General features: G+C 64.2%; 16 protein-coding genes, 1 rRNA gene and 1 pseudogene. 6 read left to right on the top strand and 12 right to left on the bottom strand.

What is annotated here, in order from left to right:
• Positions 1–96: 96 nt before the first annotated feature.
• From ACCQ06_RS20725 to pyrE, 10 genes and pseudogenes are all read right to left on the bottom strand, one after another.
• The gene (locus ACCQ06_RS20725) at positions 97–636 is read right to left on the bottom strand and encodes a hypothetical protein (RefSeq protein WP_316688969.1); all 540 of its coding nucleotides are present in this window, start codon (positions 634–636) and stop codon (positions 97–99) included.
• A gap of 222 nt (positions 637–858) precedes the next feature.
• Entirely contained in the window at positions 859–1,200 is a 342-nt protein-coding gene (locus ACCQ06_RS20720) for a lipid-A-disaccharide synthase N-terminal domain-containing protein (protein WP_316688967.1), read from the bottom strand.
• Positions 1,200–1,922 (bottom strand): glycosyltransferase family 2 protein, encoded by a 723-nt coding sequence (locus ACCQ06_RS20715; protein WP_316688965.1) that lies wholly within the window; start codon positions 1,920–1,922, stop codon positions 1,200–1,202. The genes ACCQ06_RS20720 and ACCQ06_RS20715 overlap by 1 nt, the downstream gene beginning before the upstream one ends.
• Before the next feature lie 255 nt (positions 1,923–2,177).
• Positions 2,178–3,143, bottom strand: coding sequence for an SDR family NAD(P)-dependent oxidoreductase (locus ACCQ06_RS20710; protein ID WP_372364521.1), 966 nt, complete (start codon positions 3,141–3,143; stop codon positions 2,178–2,180).
• Positions 3,144–3,187: 44 nt separating this feature from the next.
• The gene (locus ACCQ06_RS20705; RefSeq protein WP_316688962.1) at positions 3,188–3,916 is read right to left on the bottom strand and encodes a suppressor of fused domain protein; all 729 of its coding nucleotides are present in this window, start codon (positions 3,914–3,916) and stop codon (positions 3,188–3,190) included.
• Positions 3,917–3,999: 83 nt separating this feature from the next.
• A pseudogene (locus ACCQ06_RS20700) lies at positions 4,000–4,287 on the bottom strand (helix-hairpin-helix domain-containing protein); the annotation flags it as partial.
• Between the two features lie 25 nt (positions 4,288–4,312).
• Entirely contained in the window at positions 4,313–5,242 is a 930-nt protein-coding gene (locus ACCQ06_RS20695; protein WP_228323217.1) for a ParB/RepB/Spo0J family partition protein, read from the bottom strand.
• Positions 5,242–6,039: a ParA family protein gene (locus ACCQ06_RS20690; protein WP_104617279.1), complete on the bottom strand. Its 798-nt coding sequence runs from the start codon at positions 6,037–6,039 to the stop codon at positions 5,242–5,244. Before ACCQ06_RS20690 ends, ACCQ06_RS20695 begins: the two co-directional genes overlap by 1 nt.
• Before the next feature lie 115 nt (positions 6,040–6,154).
• Positions 6,155–6,820, bottom strand: a complete 666-nt coding sequence (locus tag ACCQ06_RS20685; RefSeq protein WP_211287757.1) for a hypothetical protein — start codon at positions 6,818–6,820, stop codon at positions 6,155–6,157.
• Positions 6,821–6,842: 22 nt separating this feature from the next.
• Positions 6,843–7,502: an orotate phosphoribosyltransferase gene (pyrE, locus tag ACCQ06_RS20680; RefSeq protein WP_104617280.1), complete on the bottom strand. Its 660-nt coding sequence runs from the start codon at positions 7,500–7,502 to the stop codon at positions 6,843–6,845.
• 123 nt (positions 7,503–7,625) lie between these two features.
• On the opposite strand from pyrE, the gene ACCQ06_RS20675 reads away from it, so the two are divergent.
• The 4 genes from ACCQ06_RS20675 to ACCQ06_RS20660 are packed head-to-tail and all read left to right on the top strand — an operon-like array spanning position 7,626 to position 10,264.
• Positions 7,626–8,426 carry an exodeoxyribonuclease III gene (locus ACCQ06_RS20675; RefSeq protein ID WP_316688959.1) on the top strand — a complete coding sequence of 267 codons (801 nt, stop codon included), beginning with the start codon at positions 7,626–7,628 and terminating at the stop codon, positions 8,424–8,426.
• Positions 8,423–8,686 carry a hypothetical protein gene (locus ACCQ06_RS20670; protein ID WP_228323214.1) on the top strand — a complete coding sequence of 88 codons (264 nt, stop codon included), beginning with the start codon at positions 8,423–8,425 and terminating at the stop codon, positions 8,684–8,686. The genes ACCQ06_RS20675 and ACCQ06_RS20670 overlap by 4 nt, the downstream gene beginning before the upstream one ends.
• Positions 8,683–9,978, top strand: coding sequence for an AmpG family muropeptide MFS transporter (locus tag ACCQ06_RS20665; protein WP_228323213.1), 1,296 nt, complete (start codon positions 8,683–8,685; stop codon positions 9,976–9,978). The genes ACCQ06_RS20670 and ACCQ06_RS20665 overlap by 4 nt, the downstream gene beginning before the upstream one ends.
• A gap of 58 nt (positions 9,979–10,036) precedes the next feature.
• Complete coding sequence (locus ACCQ06_RS20660) at positions 10,037–10,264, top strand: hypothetical protein (RefSeq protein WP_055847421.1); 228 nt, start codon at positions 10,037–10,039, stop codon at positions 10,262–10,264.
• 427 nt (positions 10,265–10,691) lie between these two features.
• Here ACCQ06_RS20660 and ACCQ06_RS20655 read toward each other — a convergent pair whose 3' ends face one another.
• Together ACCQ06_RS20655 and ACCQ06_RS20650 are read right to left on the bottom strand one after the other, a co-directional pair.
• Positions 10,692–11,825: an anhydro-N-acetylmuramic acid kinase gene (locus ACCQ06_RS20655; RefSeq protein ID WP_316688958.1), complete on the bottom strand. Its 1,134-nt coding sequence runs from the start codon at positions 11,823–11,825 to the stop codon at positions 10,692–10,694.
• Positions 11,826–12,308: 483 nt separating this feature from the next.
• Positions 12,309–13,727 carry a M23 family metallopeptidase gene (locus ACCQ06_RS20650; RefSeq protein ID WP_316688957.1) on the bottom strand — a complete coding sequence of 473 codons (1,419 nt, stop codon included), beginning with the start codon at positions 13,725–13,727 and terminating at the stop codon, positions 12,309–12,311.
• Positions 13,728–13,897: 170 nt separating this feature from the next.
• Between ACCQ06_RS20650 and tyrS the strand changes: the two genes are divergently transcribed.
• Positions 13,898–15,109: a tyrosine--tRNA ligase gene (gene tyrS / locus ACCQ06_RS20645; RefSeq protein ID WP_316688955.1), complete on the top strand. Its 1,212-nt coding sequence runs from the start codon at positions 13,898–13,900 to the stop codon at positions 15,107–15,109.
• A gap of 727 nt (positions 15,110–15,836) precedes the next feature.
• Positions 15,837–17,383 (top strand): 16S ribosomal RNA (locus ACCQ06_RS20640).
• Positions 17,384–17,401: the final 18 nt, after the last annotated feature.

The following is a 17,401-nucleotide window of genomic DNA, read 5'->3' as shown; positions in this document are numbered from 1 at the left end:
GGCCGCGCTCACGGTCAGCTGGGTTGCCTGATGCGCGGCAGAACAGCTGCGCATCGACTCGGCGCTTGCCGCCGGATATCGAGCGAGCGTGCACGATCACGTTCTTGTGCCGCCCGCGCTTGCCAGGCACGCTGGGCCGGCGTCCGGTGCAGGTTGCCGTGCCGCAGCGCGCGCATCGGGCAACAACCACACCGCATCCCAGTACGGGTACGCGCCGATCCGCTCCGCCAGGCCGGCGCGTAACGGCAGTGCGATCAGGCTGCGGGCGAATTGCCGACAATCGACCTGCAATGCCAGCGCGCTCGCCTCAATCTCCGGCTGCCAGACCGTGCCGCCGCGCCCGCGCGCACGATTGATCGCTTCGCCGGCGGCCTGCCGCGCAGCAGTCGCTGCGTGCAGCACGGTGGGTTTATCTGGCGCCTGCAGCAAGGCGCACCACATCTCTGGCAGCAACACCCAACACAGCACCTGCGCACTGAGCCAGCTGCTTGGCATCGCCAGAATCGCGGCCGCTGCACGCGCGCAGCGCCAGTCCGCAAACAACGGCACGTGCTGATGCGTGTGCAGACGCACGTGCCAATGCGGTGTGGCAAGCGCGGACACGGCAAACGGGCGGTGGAGCAGGGCGCTGGGCATGACCACAGCGTGCCCACGGCCTCAGCGCAGCGGCATCGGCCGCCGGCTTGGTCTCAGGTCAGTCAATCGCGCACCGCCATGTCCGGATAAACGCGTCGAGTTTGGGCGCCGCTGCGGGCAACGCCAGCCGCACAGTGACCAAACAGCACCCCCCAAGCGAATCGGCAGCATTACCTCAAACGCCCGACGCTTCCCGAACCCCAAATCCCGAATTCCCGTCCCTCAATGCCCGGCCCGGTCCCGCTTCCAGCCGCGATGCTTCACATCCAGATACAGGCTGTAGAACGCGGTAAATGCCGGGAACATGTTCTGTAGCACGCCCACCGAATCCTGCTTGGCCGAAAACACGAAGTAGCTCAGCGTCATCAAGCTGCCGACCACGCTCATGTACCAGAACATCCGCGGAATCACCGGCTTGCCGGCACGCTTGGAGGCGACGAACTGCACCAGCCAGCGCCCGCCGAACATCAGCGCGCCCACATACCCGATCAGCTTCCAGCCGGTGACGTGGATGCCGGTCCAGTACAGCCAGGTCAGTTGCTGGTCCAGCAGGCTCGTTTCCATCAACGCTCCTCCACCCCAGTGCGCTTGCTGCGGGTGATCAGCCACGCCACGCCGCGCAGGTCGCGGATGCCCACCAGCGCGCGATTGAGATTGTTGTACTTGGATACGCCAGCGGTGCGATGGCGGTGGTTGACCGGCACGCTCACCGTGCGCCAGCCGGCGCGCTGCATCAGCGCCGGCAGGTAACGGTGCATGTGGTCGAAGTAGGGCAGGTCCAGAAACGCGTCGCGCTCGAACAACTTGATGCCGCAACCGGTGTCGGGCGTGTTGTCCTGCAGCATGCGCGAGCGGATCGCGTTGGCCCATTTGCTGGCCCAGCGCTTGGATCCGGAATCCTGCCGGTTGACCCGCCAGCCGGCGAACAATTTCACCTGCGGCTCGGCCTGGCTGCGCGCGATCAACAGTTTGGGGATGTCGGCCGGGTCGTTCTGGCCATCGCCATCGAGCGTGGCGATCCAGCTGGCGCGCGCGGCCTTGACCCCGCTGCGCACCGCAGTGCTCTGCCCGCTCTGGGTCACGTGGTGCAGCACCCGCAGTTCCGGCGTGCTGGTCTTCAGGCCTTGCAGCACCGCCAGGGTGTCGTCGCGCGAATGGTCGTCGACGTAGACGATCTCGAAGGCCACCAGGCCACGCAAGGCGGCGACGATTTCGCCGATCAGGGCGGCGACGTTATCACGTTCATTGAATACCGGGACGACGACGGAAAGCTGAGGTTGGCTCATGGATTCGTGGTGGCCCGATGATGGCTGAGCAAAAAAGATCGCGCATTGTGCCCTGACCGTCTGAGCCAGGCATGAAGCCGACGCGCGTTATGTGCAGTGGAGCGCGCGCAAAACGGCCTGTCGCGTTCGGCGCAGGCGATCACCAGCAGTTGCAAGCCTGCATCCGTCGGCGGGCCCCCCCAGGACTCGCGACATCGTAGTGTACGAACACATGCAGGGCGCGTGCTGCCTGGTGGCCGCGCGGCTGCGATGGGCTCAGGCGCGCTCGCCGAAGTAGCTGCGGCACCAATCCACGACCTGCGGCAAGCCGCGCTCCACCGGGGTGGCCGGATCGAAGCCGAACGCGGCCCGCGCACGCTGCGTGTCGGCCATGGTGCGGATCATGTCGCCTGGTTGCATCGGCTTGTAGACTTTTTCGGCCGGGCGGCCCGCGGCCTGGGCGATCACATCGATGAAATATTCCAGTTCCACCGGGGTGTGGTTGCCCAGGTTGAACACCCGGTGCGGGATCGCCTCGCCGCTGGGCGTGTCCAGCGCGCCCAGCACGCCGGCCACGATATCGGCCACGAAGGTGAAGTCGCGCTGCATCTTGCCGTGGTTGAACACCTCGATCGGGCGTCCGGCCAGCACCGCGCGGCTGAAGATCAGCGGCGCCATGTCCGGCCGGCCCCACGGGCCATACACGGTGAAAAAGCGCAGCCCGGTGGCGCGCAAGCCGTATAGCTGCGCATAGGTGTAGCCCATCAATTCGTTGGCCGCCTTGGTGGCCGCGTACAACGAGCGTGGTTGGTCCACGCGCTGGTCTTCGGAAAACGGCGGGGTGGCCGAATCGCCGTACACCGAGCTGCTGGACGCATACACCAGATGCTGCACGCCGCGGTGCCGGCACAGCTCGAGCATGTTGACGAAGCCGACCAGGTTGCTGTCGACATAGGCAGACGGGTTTTCCAGCGAATACCGCACCCCGGCCTGTGCGGCCAGATGCACCACCCCGGTGGGCTGGATCTCGTCGAACAGCGCCGCCAGGCCCTCGCGGTCGGTCAGATCCAGCGTGCGGATGTCGATCTGCGGGCACAACGCCGCCAACCGATCGCGCTTGAGCTGCGGGTCGTAGTAGCTGTTGTAGTTGTCCAGGCCCACCACCTGTTCGCCACGCGCAGCCAGTGCGCGGCAGGTGTAGGCGCCGATGAAGCCGGCGGCGCCGGTGACGAGGATGGTCATGACAGTGGTCCTGAAAACATCAAAGGGAGGCGAGGAAGCAGCGCTCAGAACAGCCCGAAAAAGCGCTTCTTCGCTACATTGCGGCGGCGCAGGTCGATGGTGTCCTGAATGTTGCTGGCATCGAAGCGGTCCAGCAGTGCGTCGCTGCCCTGGCTCAGCTTCAACGCCATTTCTTCCGGATACAACGGCACCGCCGTCATGAAGGCGATGGTTTTGTCGGCATCGATACGCAGATGGGCGAACTCTGGCGGCGCGCTCAGCGGCGGCAGCACGATCGCGCCGTCGAAGGCAACGCCCGGCGCATACGGCTCGGCCGGGTTGCCATTGGGAACGGTATGGCCAAACCCCAGCCAGGTGTCGAACTTGTGCGGCAGCCGCGCGAGGTTCTTGAGCAGACGGATCGGCCAGTAATGGCGCTCGTCGTCGAAGTCGCGCTGGTCCATCGGCCAATCGGCCGGCAGGCTCAGCATCAGCTCCATGTAGCGCGGCGCCTCCACTCCGTCGGGCAGCGTCATCGGCAGATCGCTCATACCCGAGGACACCAGGCGCAGGCACGGCGAGTGCGCATTGGGCGGCACGATGGGCACGTCCAGATGCACGGTGTCGGAGAGAATTTCATGAAAGACGTTCGCAATCGGCCCGAGGTGCTGCTCGATATGCGCGCTGATCTGCTCGATGCATGCGTCGCCGCGTGCCGGCTCGAAGTCCTTGGCCTGCGCGTGATGCAGGATCGGGCTGCCGGACGGGCTGATCGTCGCGTCGGCGTGGCTCATGGGCGGTGTTTGTCGTCGCTGCTGCTGCCAGTGCTGGCGACACGGCGCGCCGGCAGCGGTGCAGTGGCTGGCGCCTCTGCGCGCTCGGCTGCCAACGTTGCCTTGCGCTCGGCGCTGAAGTCCCACCAATTGCGCGCCGGTTCGCCCTGCATGAAGCGCACCAGCGACAGGAACACATCGATCACGCACGGGTCATGGGTGACGCCGGTGCGCAGGCAGAGCTGCGCGTACATGTCGTAAGCATCGCGGCCGTGCAGCTGCGCCGGCATGCGGATGCCGATCCGCTGCAGATCCTTTTCGCAGGCCGGCCCGACGTTGGGCAAGTCGGTCAGGCGCAGCAGATGCGCGCGGTCCACTTTGGCGGGATGCATCGCTAATCCTCCTGCGTTGGCCGCATCACCCCTTGCGGGTGCGCAAGCGTTCCAGCACGCCTTCCAGGGTGTCCAGGTCGGTGTAATGGATCACCAGCTTGCCCTTGCCGCCGCGGCCGTGATTGAACACCACCTTGGTGCCCAGCGATTCGGACAGCTCGGTCTGCAGCGAGGCGATATCGGCCTGCGGCGCAGCGGTGACCGGCCTGCCCTTGCGCAGCGAGCCCGGCACCTTGCCGGCGGCGAACTGCTGCGCGCGGTGTTCGACCTCGCGCACCGACCAACCCTGATCGGCCGCTTCCTGCGCCAGCTTGCTGGCCAGTTCCGGCGCCAGGGTGAGCAGCGCACGCGCATGGCCCATTTCCAGGCGACGGGTTTCCAGCAGCACCCGGATCGCCACCGGCAATTCCAGCAGCCGCAGCAGGTTGGACACCGACGCCCGCGAGCGGCCCACCGCTTCGGCCGCCTCGGCGTGGGTCAGCGAAAATTCGTCGATCAACCGCTGCAGCGCCTGCGCTTCTTCCAGCGGGTTGAGGTCTTCGCGCTGGATGTTCTCGATCAGCGCCATCGCGATGACGGTGCGGTCGTCCAGCTCGCGCACCACCACCGGCACGTCGCTCAGCCCGGCCAGCTGCGAGGCGCGCCAGCGGCGTTCGCCGGCCACGATCTCGAACTGCGCCGGCCCCAATGCGCGCGCCACAATCGGCTGGATCACGCCCTGCGCCTTGATCGACTCCGCCAGCTCGGCCAGCTTGACTTCGTCCATCTCGCGGCGCGGCTGGTACTTGCCCGGCTGCAGTTGGTCCACCGGCAACTGGCGCAGGGTGTCGCCCGGCTGCAGCGCGTCTTCGCCGGTTGCGCCAGGTGCCGCTGCCGCTGCTGCGCCCTTCGGTCCCAATAGCGCTTCCAGGCCACGGCCCAGACCGCGCTTCTTTGCCAGGGGCGGCTTGCTCATCAGACGGTCTCCACGGGCCGGAAGGCCTTGTTGCGGTCGTTCTGGCGGCGCACGATTTCGCCGGCCAGCCCCAGGTACGCCACGCCACCGCGCGAGGTGCGGTCGTAACCGACAATGCTCTGGCCATGGCTGGGCGCCTCGGCCAGGCGCACGTTGCGCGGCACGATGGTGCGGAACACCTTGTCGCCAAAATGCTGGGTCAGCTCCGCCGATACCGCATTGGCCAGGTTGTTGCGGATATCGAACATCGTGCGCAGCACGCCTTCGATTTCCAGCGCCGGGTTGAGGTTGGCGCGCAGCGCTTCGATGGTTTCCAACAGGGCGGTCAGCCCTTCCAGTGCGTAGTACTCGCATTGCATCGGCACGATGATCGAGTCGGCCGCAGTCAGCGCATTGAGCGTCAGCAGCGATAACGCCGGCGGGCAGTCGATCAGGATGAAGTCGTACTCGTCGCGGATCGGCGCCAGCGCGCGCTTGAGCCGCTGCTCGCGCTCGCCCTGGTCCATCAGCTGGATCTCGGCAGCGGTCAGGTCGATGTTGCCCGGCAGCAGGTCGAAGCCTTCCGGCGCGGTCACCCGGATCTCGGCAGCGGTGTTCTCGCCCAGCAGCAGATCGCAGGTGGAGGCGGCCACATCGCGCTTGTCGATGCCGCTGCCCATGGTGGCGTTGCCCTGCGAGTCCAGATCCACCAGCAACACACGCTTGGGCGCGCGCGCCAGGCCGGCCGCCAGATTGACTGCCGTCGTGGTCTTGCCGACGCCGCCTTTCTGGTTGGCAATGGCGATGATCCGGGCCATGCGGGAGAGCCTCGTGGGCAAGGAGTAAGACCGGCCATTATGCGGGCAGGGCGTCGGATCGGGAAATGCCGCCCGCAGCGGCGCAGCGGGCGAGCGGGAATGCCGCCTGTGCGGTTCAGCCGGTGGGCGAGGTGGCGCCGGGCGGTTCCTTCATGGCGCGGTAGCGCTGCAGGATGTCGGCGATTTCGCCGTCCAGCGCGGTGCGCTGCTGCTCGAAGCTGGTCTGCAGCCGCAACTGCGCCATCAATTCGCGATGGCGTTGCTGGATGTCGCCGGCCAGCTTGTCGGCCACTGCCTGGCCTGCCAGCTCGCGGTCGCCGGCGGCGCGCAACATGCTGGCCAGGCCCTCGCGCAGGCTGGTGACATTGAAGCGCGCGGTGTGGATGTTGTTGTCCACGATGGCGATGCGCTCGTTGAACACCCGGCGCAGGTCGTCCTCGCTTTGATACGACATCAGCATGGCCTGATCGGTGCGCTGGCGCATCTGCTCGGCGGCCAGGTCGGCCAGGCGTTGTTGCTCATTGGCCGCGGCCGCAGTGCGCTCGTCGCTACTCAACGCGCGCTGTACCTCGGCGCTGCGCATGCCACTTTTGACGTTGAACTCGTCGCGCGCCTGATTCACCGCCTCCGGTGGCAGCGTATCGCTGCACACCCGCGCGCCGTTCTGGTTCCAGCAGTACAACTTCTTCGCGGCCGGCTTGTCCTGCGCAGCAACCGGCACGGCCATGACAGCCACGGTCACGGCAGCGAGTAACGCCAAACGTCTGTGTTTCGGCATCATCGCAGCCCCCTGTCGCCTGCCGTCAGCCTGTGGTGTCGGTTCCGTAGCGGCCACGATAGGCCAGCAGCGGTTCCCGGTAGCCCACAAGGTCGGCGTTTCCTGCCGCAAAAGCAAGCAGATCGGCCAGGTTGGCCACCGCGATCACCGGGATGCCGGCCTCGGCCGCTACCGCTTGCGCCGCCGAACGGCGGTCCTGCTCGGAGGCGATCTCCTGCCGGTCCAGCGCCACCACGATGCCGGACGGCGTACCGCCAGCGGCGCGAATGATGCCCAGCGCCTCGCGGATCGCGGTGCCGGCGGTAATCACGTCATCGACGATCAGCACCTTGCGCCCGGCCAGCGGTGCGCCGATCAGGCTGCCGCCCTCACCATGATCCTTGGCTTCCTTGCGGTTGAACGCCAGCGGCAGATCGCGCCCGCGCCCGGCATAGGCACAGGCCAGCGCGGTGGCCAGCGGGATGCCCTTGTAGGCGGGGCCGAACAGCAGGTCGAACTCCACCCCGGCCGCATCGATCGCATCGGCATAGCACTGCGCCAGCTGCGCGGTCTTGACCCCGGAATCGAAGCGCCCGGCGTTGAAGAAGTACGGGCTGAGCCGCCCGGACTTGAGCGTGAACTCGCCAAAGCGCAGGGCATCGGCGCCCAGGGCCAGCTGCAGGAAACGGGTGCGGTGGTCGGTCATTGGACGGGAATGGGGAATAGGGAATGGAGAATCGTAAAGCCTACCCCAGCCGCACAAGGAAGGCTGCTGGTGCACGATGCGTTTACCATTCCCTATTTCCCGACTCCCCATTCCCGGCCCCCAATGCGCATCATCAGTTTCAACGCCAACGGCCTGCGCTCGGCCGCCAGCAAAGGTTTCTTCGAGTGGTTCGCCACCCAGGACGCGGACGTGCTGTGCATCCAGGAAACCAAGGCGCAGGAGCATCAGCTGACCGGGCCGGAATTCCTGCCCGCTGGCTACAAGGCCTGGTTTCGCGATGCCAGCACCAAGAAGGGCTACAGCGGCGTGGCGATCTACGCCAAGCGCGCGCCCGACGAAGTGCGCACCGCGCTGGGCTGGCCGGAGTTCGACGAAGAAGGCCGCTATATCGAAGCGCGCTTCGGCAATCTGAGTGTCGTGTCCTTCTATATCCCGTCCGGGTCTTCCGGCGAGCTGCGCCAGGGCTACAAGTTCCAGGTGATGGAATGGCTGCGGCCGATCCTGGACGAGTGGCTGGCCAGTGGTCGCCAGTACGTGCTGTGCGGCGACTGGAACATCGTGCGCTCGGTGCTGGACATCAAGAACTGGAAGTCCAACCAGAAAAATTCCGGCTGCCTGCCGCCCGAGCGCGATTGGCTCAACGGCCTGTGCGCCGACACTGCAAGCGAAGCCAGCGCCGCCGACGGCCGTGGCTGGGTCGACAGCTACCGCGTCCTGCATCCGCAGGGCGAGGACTACACCTGGTGGAGCAATCGCGGCGCGGCGCGCGCCAACAATGTCGGTTGGCGCATCGACTACCAGCTGGTCACCCCCGGCCTGCGCGACGCACTGCAGGCCTGCGCGATCTATCGTGAGCAGCGCTTCTCCGATCACGCGCCGTATATCGTGGATTACGCGCAGTGAGTGAGCGCCTGCAGCCGGCCGGCGCTGCGACCGGCAAGGATGGACGGACGATTGGTTCGGTGCCTGCAACCAACAGCAACATGGCTGCGATGAGGATCGGCATGTGGACAGCACGTCGCTGCTGGGGTCCGGTCAGTGCAGGTATTGCGCATCCCGTCTGGACCGGCCTGCTCGCCTCCGGGAGCTCGACCTGCGCGCCGGCTGATGACAATCCACCGACCGTATCGCTCGCCAACCGCTTCCACCGGCCGCACGCATGACTACGCCTGCACCAAGATACAAAGGGCTACGCGGCATCCGGCAGGCATTCGCCACCCCATCGGCGGCGACCATGGCGCTGCTAGGTTTCGGCAGCGGGTTGCCATTTCTGCTGATCGCCTCGCAGACGCTGTCGACCCGGCTGCGCGATGTCGGCCTTGACCTGGGCAGCATCGGCCTGATCAGCCTGGCCAGCTTCTTCTACCTGCTCAAATTCCTGTGGGCGCCGCTGATCGACCGCTATGCGTTTCCGCTGACCGCCTTCCTGGGCCGTCGCCGGTCCTGGCTGCTGGTCGCGCAGATCGGCGTGACCATCGGCCTGGTCGCACTGGCGTTTTCGCGGCCGGACCTGAGCGTGACCGGGCTGGTGAGCTGGGTGCTGTTCGCCTCGTTCTGGGGCGCCACCCAGGATTCGGTCGTGGATGCCTATCGCATCGAGATCGCCCCGGAGACCGCACAGGCTGCGTTGGCCGCGACCTACACGCTGGGGTATCGCGTCGGTCTGATCCTGGGCGGCGCGGGTGCGCTGTACATGGCCGAATACCTCGACTGGACCTGGGCCTACCTGGGCATGTCGGCGTTGATGGTGCTGCCGATCATCACCACCCTGGTCTGCCGTGAGCCGGACCGCCCCGAAACGACCGTGGTACGCCGCGTCGACATTGCGGGTGCGTTCTGGCAGCCCATTTCCAGTTTCTTTTCCAGCAATGGCCTGGCGCTGGGGATTGTGCTGCTGCTGTTCGTCGGCCTGTACAAGTTCCCGGACCAGGTGATCGGCGTGATGGCTGGTCCGTTCTATCTGGACTCGGGCTATACCAAAGCCGACATTGCCACCGTCTCCAAGTTGTTCGGCGTCTGGATCGGCATTGCCGGTGCCTTCGCCGGCGGTGCCGCAGTGGCGGCGTTCGGCTTTCGCCGCATGTTGTTGGTGGCCGCGCTGGGCGTGGCGCTGTCCAATCTGGCCTTCCTGCTGATGGCGCATAACCCCGGCAAGCTGTGGGCGTTCTACGCCGCGCTCAGTGCCGATAACCTGTTCCAGGGCTTTGCTGCCACCGTGCTGGTGGCCTTCATGTCGTCGCTGACCGATCGCAACTTCACTGCCACCCAGTACGCACTGCTGGTGTCGCTGGCCAATCTGCCGGGCAAGTTCGCCGGCGGCGTGTCCGGGTTCCTGGTCCAGGCCACCTCATACAGCACCTTCTTCATCCTCAGCGCGCTCACCGTGATTCCCACCCTGGCATTGCTGGCCTGGCTATGGCCGCGCTTGCTGGCACACGACCGGCGGCCGGATTGAAACGTCCGCCAAGGTTGCCGATGATGCCGGCGGGGCAATCCATCGCACGAGGAAGGGCATGACCGATCTGGTGTTGCGTGATATCGATCCGGTGCTGGTAGACCGCATCCGCCGCATTTCCGTCGCACGCGGCTGGACCCAGCACCAGACCGTCATGCATCTGCTCGAACAAGGCCTGTTCGCCAGCGAGTTCGAAGTCACCGGTGGCCTGCAGCACCCCGAAGTCGATGCCCTGGCCGAAGCCATCGCCGCGCTCAAGGCACTGCCGGCCGGCAACACGCCTTAGAGCGGCTGACAGAAACGGCGCGGACAGTCGTCGGATGGGTGCCGTACGCGTGCTCAGAATCGCAGTTGCGAGTGGTAAGTGAGGCTTGCCAGCACTGCACGCGCCCGCCTGGTGGTGCGCGCAGTCGTCTTGCTTATCCGCTCTCCGCGGTCATTCTCTACCTGCGCGCCTTGCAAGGTGTTCGTCGTAACGCCTCAGCTCAATCGATGCATCCAGTTGCGCAGGCCAGGCCAGACCATGGCAGTCGTCATGTACGCAGTGGCCATGGATTACCGACCATGCATCACTCGCTGAGCGCTACGGCTCGATGGCGGCCGGCAAGCTTGCATGGTTTCAAAACCACCGCGCTGCGTTGGCCTTGCCAACCTGGCGCGTGGCGCCAGCGCGGGCCCCTGGCTAGGGGCGTCAGCGTTGGTCGTGTGGTGGTTCACGCCGGATAGATCGCCCCCAGCAGTCGCGGCCCTGCAGCCCCGGTGACCGAAGGCAGATTTGCCGGGCGCCCGGCCAGCAATTCGGCCGCCAGCCATGCAAACCCCATCGCCTCCAGATAATCCGGGTCCAGCCCGTGTCGTGCGCTGGATTCCACCACCACACCTGGCAGCCGCGCCGCCAGCCGCGCCATCAGCACCGGATTGCGCACGCCGCCGCCGCACACCAGCACGCGGCGGGTCTGCGGCTGCAGCCGTAGCAAGGCATCGGCCACGGTGGCCGCGGTGAGTTCTAGCAAGGTCGCCTGCACATCGGCGGGCTGCAGCGTCGCGTTGCCCATCGCCTGCTGCACCCAGGCCAAGTGGAAATGTTCGCGCCCAGTGCTCTTGGGCGGCGCCAGCGCAAACCACGGGTCGGCCAGCAACGCCTGCAGCAACGACGCATCCACATTGCCACTGGCAGCAAACGCACCCTCGGCGTCGAACGCCGTGCCGCGATGGTGCAGGCACCAGCTATCCAGCAACGCATTGGCCGGGCCGGTATCGAAGCCCAGCACCGTGCCATCGCGCGGAATCAAGGTCAGGTTGCCGATCCCGCCCAGATTGAGCACGGCGCGGTCTTCATCGCCAGCCCCCAGCATCGCCAGATGAAACGCCGGCATCAGCGGCGCGCCCTGACCCCCAGCGGCCACATCGCGGCGGCGGAAGTCGGCCGCCGTAGTGATCCCGGTGTGCTCGGCAATCCGGCTCGCATCGCCGATCTGCCAGGTAAAGGCCGGGTCGCCGGTCGGCCGATGGCGAATGGTCTGCCCATGCGAGCCGATTGCGCGGATGTGCTGTCGCGCGATGCCACAGGTGTCGATCAGTTGATTGGCCGCGTCCGCAAAGGCCAGGCCTACCTGCGCATCCAGCTGGCCCAGCGCATCGATGGCGATGGTCTCAGCGCCCTGGCCCAGCGCTACCAATGTCTCGCGCAGCTGCGGTGCCCACGGCACCGTCATGCCTGCCACCAGTTCGCAACGGCAGTGGCGGTCATCGGCAAAACGCACCAGCGCAGCATCGATGCCATCGGCGCTGGTGCCCGACATCAGGCCCAGATACAGCGGGGAGTTTTCGTGTTCCAGAACAGTCATGCCAGAGCCAGATGCGCAGCGGTCACCCAGCTTGTGCAGCTCAGGGAGGCCAGTCAACTGGCCTGTCGATGGGCTGGCCCGGAAGGGCGGTGACCCTTACAAGCGAAGGCCGCCAGCAGACAGGAATCCACGCGACCCTCTAAGAGCGGCGAGCAAAGCGTCGCGAGCAATCGTCACGTGGGGATGGACGACGCGGAAAACCGGAGTGTACGAGGGTGAGCTGCTGCACCGAGCACCGTCCGCGCCCGTCTGTTGGCTGCACCGCAGTTTTGTCAGCTGCTGTCAATGCGCCGCTGACGTCTTCACCGCTTCCGCTGATTGCAACAGTTTGCTGACGTGCTGGTCGGCGCGGACACGCGTGCCGACCAAGGGCACTGCCAAGAGCGCCCTGTAGATCTCAAGCAAACTCGCGCAACTGCAGTCGCTCGGCACGGCGGCACGCGGACCAGTGCGACCCGCACCGGTTAATGCCCGCCGCAGTCCTCAGCCGCGCGACTTGTTCTTGGCGGGTTTGTTGGCATCGGCATAGATCATCTTTTCCATGCCTTCGATGCGCGCCATGGCCGGTGCAGTCTGTGCACGGAAGGCCGCCAGTTCGGCGCCCTGCAGCGGCTCCGGCGGCGGCATCGTCACCGACATCGGGTTGCGCTGCTGCCCGGCGACGCGGAATTCGTAATGCAGATGCGGGCCGGTGGCCAGGCCGGTCATGCCGACATAGCCAATCACCGTGCCCTGATTGATGCGCTGGCCGGCCTTGACCTTGCCGAAGCGCGACATGTGCCCGTACAGCGTGCTGTAGTTCTTGCCGTGATCCAGGATCACGACATTGCCGTAGCCGCGCTGGGTGCCGACGAACACCACCCGCGCATCGCCGGCCGCCATGATCGGCGTGCCCGACGCGGCCGCGTAATCCACACCTTTATGCATGCGCATCGTGCCCAGCACCGGATGCTTGCGCGCACCGAAGGTGGAGCTGATGCGGCTATACGCCACCGGCATGCGGATAAAGCTCTTCTTCAACGGCCGGCCGGTGATGTCGTAATACTCGGCCGGCTTGCCGGCGCGCTCGAAGCGGAATCCGGTGTAGGTCTTGCCGCCGGTGGTGAAGGTCGCCGCCAGGATGTCGCCGGTGTTGATCCGCTCGCCCTCGCGCCAGGTTTCATCCATCACCACGCTGAAACGGTCGCCTGGCTGCAGATCCTTATCGAAGTCGATGTCGTACTTGAAGATCTCGTCGGTCATGATCGCCACCGCAGCTGGCGACAGCCCGGACTTGCCAGCCGATGCGGACAGCGAACTGCTGATCTCACCGCTGGCCACCACGGTGCGCGTGGTCGTCGCGCGCTCGGTCACCTTTTCGCGCACGCTGTCGCCAAGCAGCCGCAATTCCACCCGATGGCTGGCGTCGCGATCAAAGCGCAGTGCCCGCAACTCACCCGGCGTCGGCATGTCGAACGCAATCTCGGTCCCCGGACGCAGTTTGGTCAGCGCCTCCTTGGTGCCCGGATGCGCCAGTACCTGATACATCACCGCGGTCGGGATTCCCAACTCCCCGAACAAGGTGCTCAGCGTCTGTCCCGACTTGACCTGCAGGATTTCCCACTCGGTGCTCGGCGCTAGCTGCTTGCGGCTGGGCACCAGCGGAGGCAATGGCAATGCCAGTGTGGAATGGCTGGAGAGCGGGGTGTCGATGGCGTTGGAGAAACCCGGCACGATCGTCGCGACCATCGCGCCGATGGTCGCGAACAGGCTGGCGTGGATCCAGTGGCGGCGCGTCCAACGGTCGTTGAATGCGGCCGGGAGATGCTGCTTGAGCTTGCGATGCAGTGCAGTGTCGTGGAGGACGTGGAGGCGTTCTTGAAAGCGCCGCTTGCGTGCACGGCCCTGCTCTGAGTTCTGCATCGTTGGATTTCCTCGCTGGCTCGAAGTGCGAGCCCAATCGCCGGTACCATAGACAGCCTGTAACAGCGCGTCAAACCATTGAGCCTGTTCATTATTTTCACTTGGCGCGGAATTAACCCGCGTTTAACATCATTCACGTTGTTGACGGCAAACGCCGCTGGAGTCTGTGGTTGGCCACTATCGAAGAATCCCTCGCACTCATCGGCCGTGGCGCCGACGAGATTCTCAAGCTCGATCAGCTTGAAGCCCGCCTGACGTCGGGTGTCCCGCTGCGGGTGAAGGCCGGCTTCGACCCCACAGCGCCGGATCTGCACCTGGGCCACACCGTGTTGCTCAACAAGATGCGGCAATTTCAGGAGCTGGGTCACCAGGTCATCTTCCTGATTGGCGACTTCACCGGCATGATCGGCGACCCGAGCGGCAAGAACGCCACCCGCAAACCGCTCAGTCGCGACGATGTGCTGGCCAATGCCCGCACCTATGAAGAGCAGGTCTTCAAGATCCTGGACCGGGAGCGCACCGAAGTGCGCTTCAACTCCGAGTGGTTCGGCCAGATGAGCGCCGCCGACATGATCAAGCTGTCCGCCCAGCACACCGTGGCGCGCATGCTCGAGCGCGACGATTTCGCCAAGCGCTTCGCCGGCCAGCAGCCGATCGCCATCCACGAGTTCCTCTATCCGTTGGTGCAGGGCTACGACTCGGTGGCCTTGAAGGCCGACGTCGAGCTGGGCGGCACCGATCAGAAGTTCAACCTGTTGATGGGCCGTGGTCTGCAGGAGCATTACGGCCAGGCGCCGCAGGTCGTGCTGACCATGCCGTTGCTCGAAGGGCTGGACGGCGTTGCCAAGATGTCCAAGTCGCTGGGCAACTACATCGGTATCAATGAGCCGGCGATCGATATCGTCACCAAGACCATGAAGATCGGCGACGAGCTGACCTGGCGCTGGATCGATCTGTTGTCATTCGACATCGGCGTGGCCGAAGCGGCGCGCCTGAAAGAACAGGTCGCTTCCGGTGAACTGCATCCACGCGATGTCAAATTGCGTCTGGCCCGCGAACTGACGACGCGTTTCCACGATGCAGCGACAGCCGAACAGGCCATCGCCGGCTGGCACGCCGTGGTCACAGGGCAGGGCGACACCAGCCTGCTGCCGCTGCAGGAGGTCATGGTCCCGGCGGAAGGACTGCGGATCGCAAGCCTGCTGACGGCTGCCGGGCTTACGCCGAGCAACTCAGAGGCCAATCGCAAGCTCAAGGAGCGCGCGGTCAAGATCGACGGTGAGGTGATCGAGGATGCCGGCCGCGTGTTCGCCCCGGGATTCGAGGCGGTCATCCAGGTGGGCAAGCGCAATTTCGCCCGCGTGTCGCTGATTACTGGTTGACCCGCGACAGGGTTGCTGCAAAGCCGCAACGCCGGGCCGCTGCTGCGGCGCTCCATATAGAAGGCCGCAACCAACAGATCGATCTTCAAACATGTTCTAAGAGCCCGGCTGAGTGCCAGCGCACGTATTTGGCAATTCTGTGAAAAATTTTTCACAAAAGGCTTCCCAAACTCCGTTTGCGGGCATATAGTTCGCCTCCCCCGACGCAACGGACTCCGCAAACGCGGAACCAGAGCGAAAGGGTTCGAAAATTCCCTGAAGCCAGGGTGTTGACGAAACGCAAAAGCCGGCTATGATGGGCGGCTCGCTACACGGAAAGACGCTACGGCGGATTGAGGTGCAGCGGCGGCAACATTCTCTTCACGAGGGGTTGACGAAGATGAAAAGCCTGCTAATATGGCCGGCTCGCTTCGCAGAAAACCTTCGGGTTGAAATGAGGCAGCGTCAACCACCTCGGCAACAAGGTGTTGACGGCAAGAAAAAGTCCGCTATAATGGGCGGCTCGCTTCGACGGAAACGACGAAGCTGACGGGAACGGCGCTGAGGCCACTTCCCAATGTTCTTTGACAGTGTGCGCAGGTAATTTGTGCGGACGCCTGCAGGAAGGATGATTGTCCATCTTGCAGACGTTTAATCAAAAAGCAACATATTAATTGCTTTGCAAGCGATAAGTTGTCAGTGGTTGAACTTCTGCAGCTAAAGTAATTTGTCTTCGGACATGTAATTTTAAGTGAAGAGTTTGATCCTGGCTCAGAGTGAACGCTGGCGGCAGGCCTAACACATGCAAGTCGAACGGCAGCACAGTAAGAGCTTGCTCTTATGGGTGGCGAGTGGCGGACGGGTGAGGAATACATCGGAATCTACTCTTTCGTGGGGGATAACGTAGGGAAACTTACGCTAATACCGCATACGACCTACGGGTGAAAGCGGAGGACCTTCGGGCTTCGCGCGATTGAATGAGCCGATGTCGGATTAGCTAGTTGGCGGGGTAAAGGCCCACCAAGGCGACGATCCGTAGCTGGTCTGAGAGGATGATCAGCCACACTGGAACTGAGACACGGTCCAGACTCCTACGGGAGGCAGCAGTGGGGAATATTGGACAATGGGCGCAAGCCTGATCCAGCCATGCCGCGTGGGTGAAGAAGGCCTTCGGGTTGTAAAGCCCTTTTGTTGGGAAAGAAAAGCAGTCGGTTAATACCCGATTGTTCTGACGGTACCCAAAGAATAAGCACCGGCTAACTTCGTGCCAGCAGCCGCGGTAATACGAAGGGTGCAAGCGTTACTCGGAATTACTGGGCGTAAAGCGTGCGTAGGTGGTGGTTTAAGTCTGTTGTGAAAGCCCTGGGCTCAACCTGGGAATTGCAGTGGATACTGGGTCACTAGAGTGTGGTAGAGGGTAGCGGAATTCCCGGTGTAGCAGTGAAATGCGTAGAGATCGGGAGGAACATCCGTGGCGAAGGCGGCTACCTGGACCAACACTGACACTGAGGCACGAAAGCGTGGGGAGCAAACAGGATTAGATACCCTGGTAGTCCACGCCCTAAACGATGCGAACTGGATGTTGGGTGCAATTTGGCACGCAGTATCGAAGCTAACGCGTTAAGTTCGCCGCCTGGGGAGTACGGTCGCAAGACTGAAACTCAAAGGAATTGACGGGGGCCCGCACAAGCGGTGGAGTATGTGGTTTAATTCGATGCAACGCGAAGAACCTTACCTGGTCTTGACATCCACGGAACTTTCCAGAGATGGATTGGTGCCTTCGGGAACCGTGAGACAGGTGCTGCATGGCTGTCGTCAGCTCGTGTCGTGAGATGTTGGGTTAAGTCCCGCAACGAGCGCAACCCTTGTCCTTAGTTGCCAGCACGTAATGGTGGGAACTCTAAGGAGACCGCCGGTGACAAACCGGAGGAAGGTGGGGATGACGTCAAGTCATCATGGCCCTTACGACCAGGGCTACACACGTACTACAATGGTAGGGACAGAGGGCTGCAAACCCGCGAGGGCAAGCCAATCCCAGAAACCCTATCTCAGTCCGGATTGGAGTCTGCAACTCGACTCCATGAAGTCGGAATCGCTAGTAATCGCAGATCAGCATTGCTGCGGTGAATACGTTCCCGGGCCTTGTACACACCGCCCGTCACACCATGGGAGTTTGTTGCACCAGAAGCAGGTAGCTTAACCTTCGGGAGGGCGCTTGCCACGGTGTGGCCGATGACTGGGGTGAAGTCGTAACAAGGTAGCCGTATCGGAAGGTGCGGCTGGATCACCTCCTTTTGAGCATGACGTCATTCG

Origin of the sequence: Xanthomonas sp. NCPPB 4467 (assembly GCF_041475665.2) — a bacterium.
In the GTDB taxonomy this organism is placed as follows: domain Bacteria; phylum Pseudomonadota; class Gammaproteobacteria; order Xanthomonadales; family Xanthomonadaceae; genus Xanthomonas; species Xanthomonas dyei.
Note: the sequence above shows the minus strand (reverse complement) of the source record. Positions and strands in the feature narration are given on the sequence as shown.

Excerpts from the sequence above, each read along its gene's own strand:
- ACCQ06_RS20725 (WP_316688969.1), bottom strand. The coding sequence starts at position 636 with ATGCCCAGCGCCCTGCTCCACCGCCCGTTTGCCGTGTCCGCGCTTGCC.
- ACCQ06_RS20720 (WP_316688967.1), bottom strand. The coding sequence starts at position 1,200 with ATGGAAACGAGCCTGCTGGACCAGCAACTGACCTGGCTGTACTGGACC.
- ACCQ06_RS20715 (WP_316688965.1), bottom strand. The coding sequence starts at position 1,922 with ATGAGCCAACCTCAGCTTTCCGTCGTCGTCCCGGTATTCAATGAACGT.
- ACCQ06_RS20710 (WP_372364521.1), bottom strand. The coding sequence starts at position 3,143 with ATGACCATCCTCGTCACCGGCGCCGCCGGCTTCATCGGCGCCTACACC.
- ACCQ06_RS20705 (WP_316688962.1), bottom strand. The coding sequence starts at position 3,916 with ATGAGCCACGCCGACGCGACGATCAGCCCGTCCGGCAGCCCGATCCTG.
- ACCQ06_RS20695 (WP_228323217.1), bottom strand. The coding sequence starts at position 5,242 with ATGAGCAAGCCGCCCCTGGCAAAGAAGCGCGGTCTGGGCCGTGGCCTG.
- ACCQ06_RS20690 (WP_104617279.1), bottom strand. The coding sequence starts at position 6,039 with ATGGCCCGGATCATCGCCATTGCCAACCAGAAAGGCGGCGTCGGCAAG.
- ACCQ06_RS20685 (WP_211287757.1), bottom strand. The coding sequence starts at position 6,820 with ATGATGCCGAAACACAGACGTTTGGCGTTACTCGCTGCCGTGACCGTG.
- pyrE (WP_104617280.1), bottom strand. The coding sequence starts at position 7,502 with ATGACCGACCACCGCACCCGTTTCCTGCAGCTGGCCCTGGGCGCCGAT.
- ACCQ06_RS20675 (WP_316688959.1), top strand. The coding sequence starts at position 7,626 with ATGCGCATCATCAGTTTCAACGCCAACGGCCTGCGCTCGGCCGCCAGC.
- ACCQ06_RS20665 (WP_228323213.1), top strand. The coding sequence starts at position 8,683 with ATGACTACGCCTGCACCAAGATACAAAGGGCTACGCGGCATCCGGCAG.
- ACCQ06_RS20660 (WP_055847421.1), top strand. The coding sequence starts at position 10,037 with ATGACCGATCTGGTGTTGCGTGATATCGATCCGGTGCTGGTAGACCGC.
- ACCQ06_RS20655 (WP_316688958.1), bottom strand. The coding sequence starts at position 11,825 with ATGACTGTTCTGGAACACGAAAACTCCCCGCTGTATCTGGGCCTGATG.
- ACCQ06_RS20650 (WP_316688957.1), bottom strand. The coding sequence starts at position 13,727 with ATGCAGAACTCAGAGCAGGGCCGTGCACGCAAGCGGCGCTTTCAAGAA.